Origin of the sequence: Streptomyces sp. NPDC051105 (genome assembly GCF_040682795.1) — a bacterium.
Lineage (GTDB): Bacteria > Actinomycetota > Actinomycetes > Streptomycetales > Streptomycetaceae > Streptomyces.
The window spans coordinates 820,234-834,211 of sequence record NZ_JBFBBR010000001.1 but is presented as its reverse complement, the minus strand read 5'-3'; the positions used below and the strand labels follow the sequence as shown (position 1 = coordinate 834,211).

Sequence of the window (13,978 nt, the reverse complement as noted above, 5' to 3'; positions counted from 1 at the left end):
CACCTCTCCCGTAAGGACAGCCAGCACTCAGTTCACCTCCAGATCAGTCGAGTTCGCCGCGTACGACGGCCAACGCCAACGGCCACCCCGCACCGCCCGAGCCCCCGAGGAACCCCCTTGAACGCCACCCCCGCCCCCGACGACCACGGAGACCAAGGCGCGCAGGGACGCCCCGTTCCGCTCGCCGAGTCGGTTCCCCAGCAACGCGGCCGCGCTGCCCAGCCCGAGCGGCCTCGGGACGACACCGGGGACCTTCTGGAACACCCGGACCCGCACACCGCCGCCCAGGCCGCCGCCGTGGAGAACCTGCTCCGCTGCTGGGCACGTGAGACGGACCTCCCCGCGCCCGACACCGGCACCCTTCGCATCCCGTTGCCCGCCAGCGGTACAGCCCTGATCACTCCGGTCCGTCACTGGTCCCCGACCGGCTGGCACCGCTTCGGCCCACCCCGCCTGGCGGGCGCCCCCGAGACCGCCCCACCCGTCGACGCGCTCACTCTCGCGGCCCTGCTCACCCGCGAGACCGCCGGAGCCGCGGTAGGCCCGGTGGACGGAGCCCGGCACAGTCTGGGACACGTCGATGGGAACGCCGGCCCAGTCGGCGACAGTGCAGGTCCGGCCGAGGACACCCCCCGCACTCAGGCCGTTCCCGACGCCTGCGACCTCGTGGCCCGGGTAGCCGACTCCCTGCGCCGCACGGTCACCTTCATCGCGGACCGGCGTGCCCACCCCGCAGACGGCCCCGACCGTTTCCTCGACGCCGAACAGGCTCTCCTTCTCGGGCATCCACTGCACCCGACCCCGAAGAGCCGCGAGGGCCTGACCGACTCCGAAGCCCGGCTCTACTCACCGGAGTTGCGCGGTTCCTTCCCTCTGCACTGGATGGCGGTCGCCTCCTCCCTGCTCGCTACCGACTCGGCCTGGACCGAGCGCGGCCGCCCCGTCCCCGCGCCGCACCTCATGGAGAGCCTGGCCGGCACGCCCCTGCCCCTGCCCGACGGCTACGGCGCCGCCCTGCCCCTGCACCCGTGGCAGGCCCGCGAGGTCCGCCACCGCGAGACGACCGCCGCCCTTCTCGACGCCGGACTCCTGCGCGACCTGGGCCCCCTCGGCGCGCCCTGGTATCCCACCTCCTCCGTACGAACCGTTCACCGCACCGGCGCCTCCGCCATGCTCAAGCTGTCACTGGGCCTGCGCATCACCAACTCCCGCCGGGAGAACCTCCGCAAGGAACTCCACCGAGGCGTCGAGGTGCACCGCCTGCTGCGCGCCGGCCTCGCCAAGCAGTGGCAGGCCGCCCACCCCGGCTTCGACGTCGTGCGCGACCCCGCCTGGCTGGGCGTGGACGGCCAGGACGGCCGGCCCGTGCCCGGACTCGACGTGGTGATCCGGCACAACCCGTTCACCCCCGCCGACGACGTGTCCTGCCTCGCCGGGCTGGTCGCACCCCGGCCCCTCGAGGCCCCTGCGGCCAACGGCAGTCCCCGGCCGTACCGGTCCCGGCTGGCCCGGGTGGTCGCCCGGCTCGCCCAGCGCACCGGTCGCCCCGTCGGCGCCGTCAGTGCCGAGTGGTTCCTGCGCTATCTGGAGCAGGTCGTCCGACCGGTGCTCTGGCTCGATGGCGAGGCCGGTATCGCCCTGGAGGCACACCAGCAGAACACCCTGCTCCTGCTGGACGCCGACGGCTGGCCCGCCGGCGGGCGCTACCGCGACAACCAGGGCTTTTACTTCCGCGAGTCCCGGCGAGCGGAACTCGATGCCCGGCTGCCCGGCATCGGTGAGCACAGCGACACCTTCGTCTCCGACGAGGTCACCGACGAACGCTTCGCCTACTACCTCGGCATCAACAACGTGCTCGGTCTGATCGGTGCGTTCGGCTCGCAGCGGCTCGCCGACGAGATCCTGCTGCTCGCGGCCTTCCGCCGGTTCCTCACCGACGCGGCCTCCGGACCCGCCCGGCTGCGCACTTCCCTGCCCGGCCGCCTGCTCGACTCACCCGTCCTGCGCTGCAAGGCCAACCTGCTGACCCGGCTGCACGGCCTCGACGAACTCGTCGGCCCGGTCGACACCCAGTCCGTCTACGTCACCATCACCAACCCCCTCCACTCCTGACCGCCCGACCGCCCTGACCACGCCGACGTCCGCCCTCCAACCACCGCCCTTCATGGGCCGACCTCCACCACCTTTCATTCACCGACCTCCATTCACCTCACCGACCGAGGAACATGACCCACCTCGTCTCCTGAGAGGAGCGCACCATGCCTCCCACCGACGCGAGCGCCGACGCAGGCCCCGTACCGGTCCACCCCGTCCACCCCGGCCGCTCAGGTCCCGCCGAGGACACCCGGGACTGCGAGGACACCCTGGACCTCCGCCTGCCCGCCGAACTCCTCGCCCTCTTCGCCGGGAAGGCGACCGGCCCCGATCCCGGTGGGCTGCCCCACACCGGCGTCGGCGGGACGCCCGGCCCCGACAGCGGAGGTGGAGGACTGTCCGCCCCGACCGCACCGGACGGCCTCCGCACGGCCCCGACCGCACCGGACGGTCTCCGCATTGCCCGGACCACCAAGGCGCAGGCCCCCGCGCTCGACCTGGAACGAGCCGCCGCACCCGCCCATGAACGAGCAGCCGCACTCGACGACGAACGAGCAGCCTCCCCCCGTCACGAACAACGGCCCCCGCACGCTCCCGGCCGACCGACCGCACACGCTTCTGACGGACCGCCCCCGCACGCTCCCGATCGGCCGACCGCACACGCTTCTGACGGACCGCCCCCACATGCTCCCGGCCGACCAACCGAGCTGCACCATGACCCGCTCGACCCGCTCGACCCGCTCGACCTGCTCGACCAGCTCGCCACCTGGGGTCCCACCGAGACCCCCGTCGGTGCCTTTCACCTCGTGCCGGTCCATGTCGAACGCGACCTGCCGATCATCAGCCGCTGGATGAACGACCCCGCCGTGGCCGCGTTCTGGCAGCTGGCCGGCTCCCGGGCGCAGACGGAGGACCACCTGCACGCCCAACTCGCTGGAGACGGCCGCAGCGTGCCCTGCCTGGGCAGACTCGACGGCACCCCGATGAGCTACTGGGAGATCTACCGGGCTGACCTGGACCCCCTCGCCCGCCACTATCCGGCCCGCCCGCACGACACCGGGGTCCACCTCCTGATCGGCGATGCCGCCGACCGGGGACGGGGGCTGGGGTCCGCCCTGCTCAGAGCCGTGGCCGATCTCGTACTCGATCACCGCCCCGCCTGCGCGCGCATCGTCGCGGAGCCCGATCTTCGCAACACCCCCTCCGTGGCCGCCTTCCTCGGCGCGGGCTTCCGCTACGCAGCCGAGGTGGACCTGCCTGCCAAACGGGCCGCCCTCATGATCCGAGACCGGTCCCTACGTCATCTGATGTCGCGCTGAGTAATGGCGCGTACACATGTAGTACGAAGTGGCGGCCGATCGAGTTCCCGGCCACCCGGAAGAAATTCGGAAGATTCCAGTTCCCTTCCGGCCGGGAGAAAACGACGCGGTCAAACCCGCGAACCTGCCCTTTCCTCCGCGCCCCTTCCGCAGCCCCTCCTCAGGCCACCTGTCCAGGAGCGCCCGGCGTGATCCCATCCCCCCTCCCTGCCTTGATCGCCCGATTGTCAGTGCCGGGCCGTAGGGTGGTCGCGCTATGACGAAGCCCTCACTCCCTGAACTCCTGCATGCCGCTGTCACAGCTGTCGGCGGTACGGAGCGCCCCGGCCAGGTGACCATGGCCGAATCGGTCGCCGAAGCGATCGACGACGGATCCCATCTGCTGGTCCAGGCCGGCACCGGCACCGGAAAGTCGCTCGGCTATCTGGTGCCCGCGCTGGCCCATGGGGAGCGGGTCGTCGTGGCGACGGCGACCCTCGCCCTGCAGAGACAGCTGGTGGAGCGGGATCTGCCGCGTACCGTCGACGCCCTGCACCCGCTGCTGCGCCGGCGACCGGAGTTCGCGATGCTCAAGGGCAGGTCGAACTACCTGTGTCTGCACCGGCTGCACGAGGGCGTGCCGCAGGACGAGGAGGAGGGCCTCTTCGACCAGTTCGAGGCGGCGGCGCCGACCAGCAAGCTCGGTCAGGATCTGCTGCGGCTGCGTGACTGGGCGGACGAGACCGAGACCGGTGACCGTGACGGCCTCACTCCGGGCGTCTCCGACAAGGCCTGGGCCCAGGTCTCGGTGTCCTCCCGGGAGTGCCTCGGCGCCTCCAAGTGCGCCTACGGCGCCGAGTGCTTCGCCGAGACGGCCCGCGAGCGCGCGAAGCTCGCCGATGTCGTCGTCACGAACCATGCGCTGCTCGCGATCGACGCCATCGAGGGCGCCCCGGTGCTCCCGCAGCACGAGGTGCTGATCGTGGACGAGGCGCACGAGCTGGTCTCGCGGGTCACCGGCGTCGCCACCGGTGAGCTCACTCCGGGCCAGGTCAACCGCGCGGTCCGGCGCGCCGCCAAGCTGGTCGACGAGAAGGCCGCCGACCAGCTCCAGACCGCCGCGGAGGGTTTCGAGCGGCTGATGGAGCTGGCCCTGCCGGGCCGACTGGAGGAGATCCCGGAAGACCTCGGCTATGCGCTGGCGGCCCTCAGGGACGCCGCCCGCACCGTGATCTCGGCGATCGGCACGACCCGTGACAAGTCGGTCCAGGACGAGGACGCGGTCCGCAAACAGGCGCTGGCCTCGGTGGAGACCGTGCACGACGTGGCCGAGCGGATCGTGAACGGCTCCGAGTGGGACGTGGTCTGGTACGAACGCCACGACCGCTTCGGCGCCTCCCTGCGGGTCGCCCCGATGTCCGTGTCGGGCCTGCTCCGGGAGAAGCTCTTCGCGGACCGCTCGGTCACCCTCACCTCGGCGACCCTCAAACTCGGCGGCGACTTCAACGGCGTGGGCGCCTCCCTGGGCCTCGCCCCGGAGGGCGTCGAGGGCGACGACCTCCCGCAGTGGAAGGGTGTCGACGTCGGTTCCCCCTTCGACTACCCGAAGCAGGGCATCCTCTACGTCGCCAAGCACCTGTCGCGCCCCGCACGGGACGGCGACCGCGCCGACATGCTGGACGAACTGACCGAACTGATCCAGGCGGCCGGCGGCCGCACCCTCGGCCTCTTCTCGTCGATGCGGGCCGCCCAGCAGGCCGCAGAGGAACTGCGAGTCCGGATCCCCGAGTTCCCGATACTCCTGCAGGGCGAGGAGACCCTCGGCGAACTGATCAAGAACTTCGCGGCGGACCCCGAGACCTGTCTCTTCGGCACGCTGTCGCTGTGGCAGGGCGTCGACGTCCCGGGCCCCAGCTGCCAGCTGGTCGTCATGGACAAGATCCCGTTCCCACGCCCGGACGACCCGCTGATGAGCGCCCGGCAGAAGGCCGTCGAGGACGCGGGCGGCAATGGCTTCATGGCGGTCGCGGCCACCCACGCCGCGCTGCTGATGGCCCAGGGTGCGGGCCGGCTGGTCCGGGCGTCGGGGGACCGGGGTGTGGTCGCCGTACTCGATCAGCGGTTGGCCACCGCGCGGTACGGCGGGTATCTGAAGTCGTCACTGCCCGACTTCTGGTACACCACGGACCGTAACCAGGTCCGGAAGTCGCTGGCGGCCATCGACGCGGTGGCGCGGCAGGCGGAGACGAAGTGATCGCGGTTGGTCTGTCCCGGCCAGGGACAGACCAACCGCGATTCAAAGAGGCGGTCGCCGGGGGTCCGGACAGCGCAGGACCCCGGAACCGGCGCAGGGGTCCCGGGGCCCGATCGGAGGGCGGGCGGATGACCGCCCGCCGCAGGCGTCAGACGCGCCGCAATACCGCGACGACCTTGCCCAGGATGGTCGCGTCGTCGCCGGGGATCGGCTCGTAGGCCGAGTTGTGGGGGAGGAGCCACACGTGGCCGTCCTCGCGCTTGAATCGCTTGACGGTGGCCTCGCCGTCGAGCATCGCGGCGACGATGTCGCCGTTCTCGGCGACCGGCTGGCGGCGGACGGTGACCCAGTCACCGTCACAGATCGCGGCCTCGATCATGGAGTCACCGACGACCTTGAGTACGAACAGCTCGCCGTCACCGACCAGCTGCCGGGGGAGAGGGAAGACGTCCTCGACCGACTCCTCGGCCAGGATCGGGCCACCGGCGGCGATCCGGCCCACCAGCGGGACATACGACGCGGCGGGCTTGCCGGCGGTGTCCGTGGGCTGCACGCTCACGGCCTGGTCGGAGCCGCGCACCTCGTACGCGCGCGGGCGGTGCGGGTCGCGGCGCAGGAAGCCCTTGCGTTCCAGTGCCATCAGCTGGTGCGCCACCGATGACGTGCTGGACAGGCCGACGGCCTGCCCGATCTCCCGCATCGACGGCGGGTAGCCCCGCCGCTGCACCGAGTCCCGGATGACCTCGATCACCCGGCGTTGCCGGTCGGTGAGGCCCGAGCTGTCCGCCCGGATACCTGGAGGTCGACCCGGTAGGGAGCGCTTGTGTCCCTCGGGATTCACGGCTTCGTTCATGGCATGCACCGGGTCGAGTCGGCCCTGGGAGCGGTCCTGGGCGGTGATGGTGGCACTGTCTGCGGTCGTGGTCACGTCGGCCCCTCTCGATGGTCTCCCTGCTGGACAACGGTAGTTGCTTTCGAAAGGTTGCGCCAAACACACGTTCGAGTGAAAAAACGTGGTTCACCGTACGCGATCACATGTCTGGGTGTATGGCTCACGCGGTACCCGACGGGCAAAAGGTTCCATGGTTGCACTCTTCGCCGCCGGACTGATGACCTTGTGGGCGTGCCCAGTCTGCCATCCGGACCGCCGCCGACCGGGACGACCGCCCCCATCTGCGCCGGAGTCGCACGTGACCTCCGTGCGGCGCCCACGGTATCTCCGTATCCGCCGTAACGGTACGGGTGCGACACGCGCGACCTGGCGATGTATCAGCCAATCACCACATCTAGTGGTTGGATTGCTACGGCAGCCCACAAGTTGTGGTCCCCCGGGTCTCCGGAGCCTCAGAGATCGCCTATGCTTGGGGCTGCTTCGTGGGGCCCAGGTGGTCCGGCGAGGCCATCGAGTCTGCTGTGAGGAGGGTTGGAGATCATGCACTGTCCCTTCTGCAGGCACCCCGACAGCCGCGTGGTCGACAGTCGTACGACCGACGACGGCACGTCGATCCGCAGGCGCCGCCAGTGCCCCGACTGCTCCCGTCGTTTCACGACCGTGGAGACGTGCTCGCTCATGGTGGTGAAGCGGTCCGGAGTCACGGAGCCATTCAGCCGTACCAAGGTCATCAACGGCGTGCGCAAAGCGTGCCAGGGGCGGCCTGTCACCGAGGACGCACTCGCCCAGCTCGGCCAGCGGGTCGAGGAGGCGGTGCGGGCCACCGGAAGTGCCGAGCTGACCACCCACGACGTGGGGCTGGCCATACTCGGCCCGTTGCAGGAACTCGACCTCGTCGCCTACCTGCGATTCGCCTCCGTCTACCGGGCCTTCGACTCGCTCGAGGACTTCGAGACCGCGATCGCGGAACTCAGGCAGGCGGCGCAGGGCCCCGTCGCGGACGACGAAGACGCGGGAGCGGGGAGCCAGGAGGACGATCACGGGCCGGGCGGGGCCACTCGGGCGCCCACGCCCGTCCACTCCGCCGGCTGACGGGCGGACCGGAACCGGGCGGAGGGCTCGAATCCGGTTGTCGGACGGCGATCCAGGACTTGTCGCGGGTGGCAGCAGAGCGCGCCCGCGACGTGCGAACAGAACAGTGTGTCACGGGAACATCGTGGCATTTCAGGGCGTTTTAGCCCGTAGAGGGAGGCGGCATGACAGAGACGGCGAGCGGTCCGGCACGGAGTTCCCGCGCGAAGGGCACCAAGGCCACCAAGGGGCTGCGTATCGAGCGCATCCACACGACCCCCGGCGTGCACCCGTACGACGAGGTGAGCTGGGAGCGCCGTGACGTCGTCATGACCAACTGGCGCGACGGCTCGGTCAATTTCGAGCAGCGTGGCGTCGAGTTCCCCGACTTCTGGTCGGTGAACGCGGTCAACATCGTCACCAGCAAGTACTTCCGGGGTGCCGTCGGCACTCCGCAGCGCGAGACCGGCCTCAAGCAGCTGATCGACCGCATCGTGAAGACGTACCGGAAGGCCGGCGAGGACCACAGGTACTTCGCCTCGCCCGCCGACGCCGAGATCTTCGAGCACGAGCTGGCTTACGCCCTCCTGCACCAGGTCTTCAGCTTCAACAGCCCCGTGTGGTTCAACGTGGGCACCCCGCAGCCCCAGCAGGTCTCCGCCTGCTTCATCCTGTCCGTCGACGACTCCATGGAGTCGATCCTCGACTGGTACAAGGAAGAGGGCATGATCTTCAAGGGCGGCTCCGGCGCCGGCCTGAACCTCTCCCGGATCCGCTCCTCCAAGGAGCTGCTCTCCTCCGGCGGCAACGCCTCCGGCCCGGTCTCCTTCATGCGCGGCGCCGACGCCTCCGCCGGCACCATCAAGTCGGGCGGTGCCACCCGCCGCGCCGCCAAGATGGTCATCCTGGACGTCGACCACCCCGACATCGAGGACTTCATCGAGACCAAGGTCAAGGAAGAGGAGAAGATCCGCGCCCTGCGTGACGCGGGCTTCGACATGGACCTGGGCGGCGACGACATCACCTCCGTCCAGTACCAGAACGCCAACAACTCGGTCCGCGTGAACGACGAGTTCATGAAGGCGGTCGAGCAGGGCGGTCAGTTCGGTCTGCGTGCCCGGATGACCGGCGAGGTCATCGAGGAGGTCCAGGCCAAGGACCTGTTCCGCAAGATGGCCGAGGCGGCCTGGGCCTGCGCCGACCCGGGCATCCAGTACGACGACACGATCAACCACTGGCACACCTGCCCGGAGTCCGGCCGGATCAACGGCTCGAACCCCTGCAGCGAGTACATGCACCTGGACAACACGTCCTGCAACCTCGCCTCGCTGAACCTGATGAAGTTCCTGAAGGACGACGGCAAGGGCAGCCAGTCCTTCGAGGTCGAGCGCTTCGCGAAGGTCGTCGAGCTGGTCATCACCGCGATGGACATTTCCATCTGCTTCGCGGACTTCCCGACCCAGAAGATCGGCGAGAACACCCGCGCCTTCCGCCAGCTCGGCATCGGCTACGCCAACCTCGGCGCCCTGCTGATGGCGACCGGCCACGCCTATGACTCCGACGGCGGCCGCGCCCTCGCCGGTGCCATCACCTCCCTGATGACCGGCACGGCGTACAAGCGCTCCGCCGAACTCGCCGCGGTCGTCGGCCCGTACGACGGCTACGCCCGCAACGCCGACGCCCACAACCGCGTCATGAAGCAGCACGCCGACGCCAACGCCGTGGCCGCCCGCGGGGACGACCTGGACACGCCGGTCTGGGCCGCCGCCACGGAGACCTGGCAGGACGTGGTGCGCCTCGGTGACAAGAACGGTTTCCGTAACTCCCAGGCGTCGGTGCTCGCCCCCACCGGCACCATCGGTCTCGCGATGTCCTGCGACACCACCGGGGTCGAGCCCGACCTGGCCCTCGTGAAGTTCAAGAAGCTGGTCGGCGGCGGCTCGATGCAGATCGTCAACGGCACCGTGCCGCAGGCCCTGCGCCGTCTGGGCTACCAGGAGGAGCAGATCGAGGCGATCGTCGCCCACATCGCCGACAACGGCAACGTGATCGACGCCCCCGGTCTCAAGCACGAGCACTACGAGGTCTTCGACTGCGCCATGGGCGAGCGCGCCATCTCCCCGATGGGGCACGTCCGCATGATGGCCGCGATCCAGCCCTGGATCTCCGGCGCCATCTCCAAGACGGTCAACATGCCGGAGACGGCGACCGTCGAGGAGGTCGAGGAGATCTACTACGAGGCCTGGAAGCTCGGCGTCAAGGCGCTCGCGATCTACCGCGACAACTGCAAGGTCGGCCAGCCGCTCTCCGCCAAGACCAAGGAGAAGGAGAAGGCCGAGGTCACCGAGAAGGCCGAGGCGACCATCCGCGAGACGGTCGAGAAGGTCATCGAGTACCGTCCGGTCCGCAAGCGCCTCCCGAAGGGTCGTCCCGGCATCACCACGTCCTTCACCGTCGGTGGCGCCGAGGGCTACATGACGGCCAACTCCTACCCGGACGACGGCCTGGGCGAGGTCTTCCTGAAGATGTCCAAGCAGGGCTCGACCCTGGCGGGCATGATGGACGCCTTCTCCATCGCGGTCTCCGTCGGCCTCCAGTACGGCGTGCCGCTGGAGACGTACGTCTCGAAGTTCACCAACATGCGCTTCGAGCCGGCCGGTATGACGGACGACCCGGACGTGCGGATGGCGCAGTCGATCGTCGACTACATCTTCCGCCGCCTGGCGCTGGACTTCCTGCCCTTCGAGACGCGGTCCGCCCTTGGCATCCACTCCGCCCCGGAGCGTCAGCGTCACCTGGAGACCGGTTCGTACGAGCCGTCCGAGGACGAGGTCGACGTCGAGGGCCTGGCCCAGTCGGCGCCGCGCGCCCAGGAGCTGAAGGCCGTCGCCTCCCCGAAGGCCGAGACCGGGGCGGCCAAGCCAGCCCCGCAGCAGGCCCACACCAGCGCCGAACTGGTGGAGATGCAGCTGGGCATCCAGGCCGACGCCCCGCTCTGCTTCTCCTGCGGTACGAAGATGCAGCGGGCCGGTTCCTGCTACATCTGCGAGGGCTGCGGCTCGACCAGCGGCTGCAGCTGACGAGTTGATGTGAAGTGAAGTAAGGGGCGTCGGCTATGGCCGACGCCCCTTACCGCTGCTCCTGGCTGTTCGCCGTCACGGTCGGCCGAGGCCGCCCATGACACGGGTGAAGACCACGGGGTCGTCCTCGAATCCGTGCAGGCCGGGACGGAAGCTCCAGTCTCCCGACCCGTCGCGCACGAACTCCGCGACGGCGGCCGCCGTCGCTCCGAGGACCGAGCCGAAGTCGTCCTCCGCCAGCACGTTGTAGCCCTCCCGGACGCGCACCTCCGGGTTCAGGACGTTCACGAAGGTCCGGTGCGTGGACCGCTGTTGGATGACGACTCCGACGACCACGCGCGTGTACCGGGCGTCCAGCCGGTCGAGTTCGAGCGTCATCACCTCGTCCCACCCGAAGCCCTTGCCGTCCTGGCTGTCCCGGTTGAGGAAGATCGTGCCGTCGGGCGAGCGGCTGTCGAAGTGCACCAGATAGTCCGGGGCCCCGTACGGGTCGTTCGCCGTGTAGGTACCGGCAATGACGTCGAGATCGGTGGGCGGCTGCCCAGCCTGGCTGGGATCCCACTTCAGCGCGACCTCGACCTTGCGGATCGCCTTGCTGAAACCGCTCATCACGCGTCCCCTTCCCCCTAGAGGATCCACTGCCCCAACTGATGGCCTGCCAAGGCTCTTTGTCCATCGTGCCACGCACGCGGGGGCGCATGCGCGGGAGATCTCCGCCGGAGCGTGACCGACGCCACGTCCCATGGCCTTACGATGGCGCGGTGCTGGTCAAGTGGATTCGCTGCACCGTGGTGGACCGCCGCGGGTTCGAGCGGGGGCAGCGGAAATGGGCGGGGCTTCTGGGGGAGCCGGGATTTCGTGGACAGGGCGGGGGCTGGAGTCGGCAGCGAACCGGAGTGGCGCACACCTTTGCCTTCTGGGAAAGCCGTGCCTTCTACGACTCCTTCATGGCGCGCTCGCACGACCGTCTGGCCGCGTCCCAGTCCGGTACGTACAAGGACCAGCAGGTCAAGCTGTTCGAGTACCGGTTCGATGTGAAGACCGGCTTCGAACCGCGGTTCACCGACTCCGACCTGATCCGAGTGGCCCTGTGCCGGGTGCGCGAGGAGCGCGTCGAGCACTTCACGCTGATGCAGGAGAAGGTCTGGAACCCGGCGATGGCCGGCTCGCCCGGCATGATCCGCGGCATGTTCGCGGAGGCACCGGCGCACGAGTTCATGATCCTTTCGATGTGGCGGTCGGCCGCCGAACACGGCAAGTACCGCACCGAGCGGGTGGAACGTCTGGCGTTGCGCGCCCAGACGGAGGCCGACATCGCGGCCCTCACGGGCGACATCGTGGAGCTCGAACCGAGCTGGATCGTTTGAACCTCCAACCCTTGATTTATGTGACATACGCTGTATGGAGCCCATCCGAGTGCTCGACTTTCCGTCACTCGATCTAGGGTTTTGGCATGGCACGACCACGGCGCATCGTCCTTGTCCGGCACGGCGAGTCAACCGGCAATGTCGACGACTCCGTGTATGAGCGGGAACCCGACCACGCACTGGCCCTGACCGAGCGGGGCTGGCTCCAGGCCGAGGAGACCGGAAAACGCATCCGGGAGATCTTCGGCCAGGAGCCCGTCAGCGTGTACGTCTCCCCGTACCGCCGTACACACGAGACCCTCCGCGCCTTCCACCTCGACCCGGACCACATACGCGTGCGCGAGGAGCCCCGGCTGCGCGAGCAGGACTGGGGAAACTGGCAGGACCGCGACGACGTACGACTGCAGAAGTCGTACCGGGACGCGTACGGGCACTTCTTCTTCCGCTTCCCCCAGGGTGAGTCCGGCGCCGACGTGTACGACCGGGTGGGCGGCTTCCTGGAGAGCCTGTTCCGCAGCTTCGAGGCGCCGGACCATCCGCCCAACGTGCTCCTGGTGACCCATGGCCTGGCGATGCGGCTGTTCTGCATGCGCTGGTTCCACTGGACGGTCGCGGACTTCGAGTCCCTGTCCAATCCCGGGAACGCCGAGATGCGGATGCTCGTTCTCGGCGACGACGGCAAGTACACGCTCGACCGGCCTTTCGACCGCTGGCGGGACCCGGAGCCCAACTGGATGAGCGGCTAGGCTGGCCGAGATGACCTTTTCCTCCGACAATCCGAACGCCGGGCGCCTGGACCGCGCCCTGGCCAGCCTGCGCGGACTCGCGACCGGCGACGCGCTGGGTTCACAGTTCTTCGTTCCGGCGAACTACCCACTGCTGCAGCGGCGCGAGCTGCCGCCGGCCCCTTGGCAGTGGACCGACGACACGGAGATGGCCTGTTCCGTCGTCGCCGTCCTCGCCGCCCACCACCGTATCGACCAGGACGCGCTGGCCCGCTCCTTCGCCGCGCACCACGACTTCGACCGGGGCTACGGCCCCGCCGTCAACCGGCTGCTCCGGCTCGTCAGAGAGGGCGGCGACTGGCGCGAACTGGCTGCCGAGCTCTTCAACGGGCGCGGCTCATGGGGCAACGGAGCGGCCATGCGGATCGCACCCCTGGGCGCCTGGTACGCGGACGATCCGGAGCAGGCCACTCACCAGGCCGAGATCTCGGCCTACCCCACGCACCAGCACCGCGAGGCGGTGGTCGGTGCCATGGCGGTCGCCGCGGCAGCGGCCCTGGCGGCGGCGCCCGGCGGCCCGCCGAGTCCCGAGGCGCTTCTCGACGGGGTCGTCGCGCTCGTCCCCAAGAGCGCCGTCGGCCAGGGCCTGCGGCGCGCCCGCGACATGCTCGACTACGGCGACGCGGGCACCGTGGCGGCCGTCCTGGGCTGCGGACGGCGTACGAGCGCCCATGACACCGTCCCCTTCGCCCTCTGGTCGGCGGCACGTGCCCTCGGTGACTACGGCACGGCGTTCTGGACGACCGCCCAGGTGGGCGGCGATGTGGACACCACCTGCGCCATCGTCGGCGGCGTACTCGCGGGCGGCAAGGCGGGAGCACCCCCGGCCGCCTGGACGGAGCGGACGGAGGCGCTGCCGGAATGGGTGCCGACCGGGACGGGGACCACTGCCGACGCATGACCGCCGGCATACCGGGGGAGCGCTGCCGCTGGTTGACCATCGCCATACGGTGACCGCTGCCGGTGGGTGACCATTGGCATACGGTGACCGCCGTCGGTGGTTGACCATCGAAATACGGTGAACGCCGTCGGTTGGTGACCGTCCGGCGTAGGAAGACCGCTCGAGTCAGCCCCGGATTCACGATGGAGACTCTCCGTGCCCGATGGGAACTCTCCGTGACCATGGGGCGTTTTCCT

At 69.6% G+C, this 13,978-nt stretch carries 10 protein-coding genes; 8 read left to right on the top strand and 2 right to left on the bottom strand.

Features of this window, described 5'->3' with window-relative positions; all coding sequences use genetic code 11:
• Window positions 1–117 precede the first annotated feature (117 nt).
• From AB0N16_RS03705 to AB0N16_RS03695, 3 genes are all read left to right on the top strand, one after another.
• A complete protein-coding gene (locus AB0N16_RS03705) occupies window positions 118–2,112 on the top strand; it encodes an IucA/IucC family protein (RefSeq protein ID WP_365792619.1) in 1,995 nt (664 codons plus the stop codon).
• Between the two features lie 146 nt (window positions 2,113–2,258).
• Window positions 2,259–3,413 carry a GNAT family N-acetyltransferase gene (locus AB0N16_RS03700; RefSeq protein ID WP_365792617.1) on the top strand — a complete coding sequence of 385 codons (1,155 nt, stop codon included), beginning with the start codon at window positions 2,259–2,261 and terminating at the stop codon, window positions 3,411–3,413.
• A 256-nt stretch (window positions 3,414–3,669) separates the two neighbouring features.
• Window positions 3,670–5,646, top strand: coding sequence for an ATP-dependent DNA helicase (locus AB0N16_RS03695; protein WP_365792615.1), 1,977 nt, complete (start codon window positions 3,670–3,672; stop codon window positions 5,644–5,646).
• Window positions 5,647–5,794: 148 nt separating this feature from the next.
• Here AB0N16_RS03695 and lexA read toward each other — a convergent pair whose 3' ends face one another.
• A complete protein-coding gene (lexA, locus tag AB0N16_RS03690; protein WP_362579448.1) occupies window positions 5,795–6,574 on the bottom strand; it encodes a transcriptional repressor LexA in 780 nt (259 codons plus the stop codon).
• Window positions 6,575–7,078: 504 nt separating this feature from the next.
• Between lexA and nrdR the strand changes: the two genes are divergently transcribed.
• A complete protein-coding gene (gene nrdR / locus AB0N16_RS03685) occupies window positions 7,079–7,630 on the top strand; it encodes a transcriptional regulator NrdR (protein ID WP_365792612.1) in 552 nt (183 codons plus the stop codon).
• 164 nt (window positions 7,631–7,794) lie between these two features.
• Window positions 7,795–10,689, top strand: coding sequence for a vitamin B12-dependent ribonucleotide reductase (locus AB0N16_RS03680; RefSeq protein ID WP_365792610.1), 2,895 nt, complete (start codon window positions 7,795–7,797; stop codon window positions 10,687–10,689).
• A 75-nt stretch (window positions 10,690–10,764) separates the two neighbouring features.
• Here AB0N16_RS03680 and AB0N16_RS03675 read toward each other — a convergent pair whose 3' ends face one another.
• Window positions 10,765–11,298, bottom strand: a complete 534-nt coding sequence (locus AB0N16_RS03675; RefSeq protein WP_365792608.1) for a TerD family protein — start codon at window positions 11,296–11,298, stop codon at window positions 10,765–10,767.
• Between the two features lie 152 nt (window positions 11,299–11,450).
• Here AB0N16_RS03675 and AB0N16_RS03670 point away from each other — a divergent pair, with 152 nt between their 5' ends.
• From AB0N16_RS03670 to AB0N16_RS03660, 3 genes are all read left to right on the top strand, one after another.
• On the top strand, window positions 11,451–12,056 hold the full coding sequence (locus tag AB0N16_RS03670; RefSeq protein WP_365792606.1) for a YdbC family protein: 606 nt from the start codon (window positions 11,451–11,453) through the stop codon (window positions 12,054–12,056).
• 86 nt (window positions 12,057–12,142) lie between these two features.
• The gene (locus AB0N16_RS03665; protein WP_365792604.1) at window positions 12,143–12,802 is read left to right on the top strand and encodes a histidine phosphatase family protein; all 660 of its coding nucleotides are present in this window, start codon (window positions 12,143–12,145) and stop codon (window positions 12,800–12,802) included.
• Between the two features lie 10 nt (window positions 12,803–12,812).
• Window positions 12,813–13,742, top strand: coding sequence for an ADP-ribosylglycohydrolase family protein (locus AB0N16_RS03660; protein ID WP_365792602.1), 930 nt, complete (start codon window positions 12,813–12,815; stop codon window positions 13,740–13,742).
• Window positions 13,743–13,978: the final 236 nt, after the last annotated feature.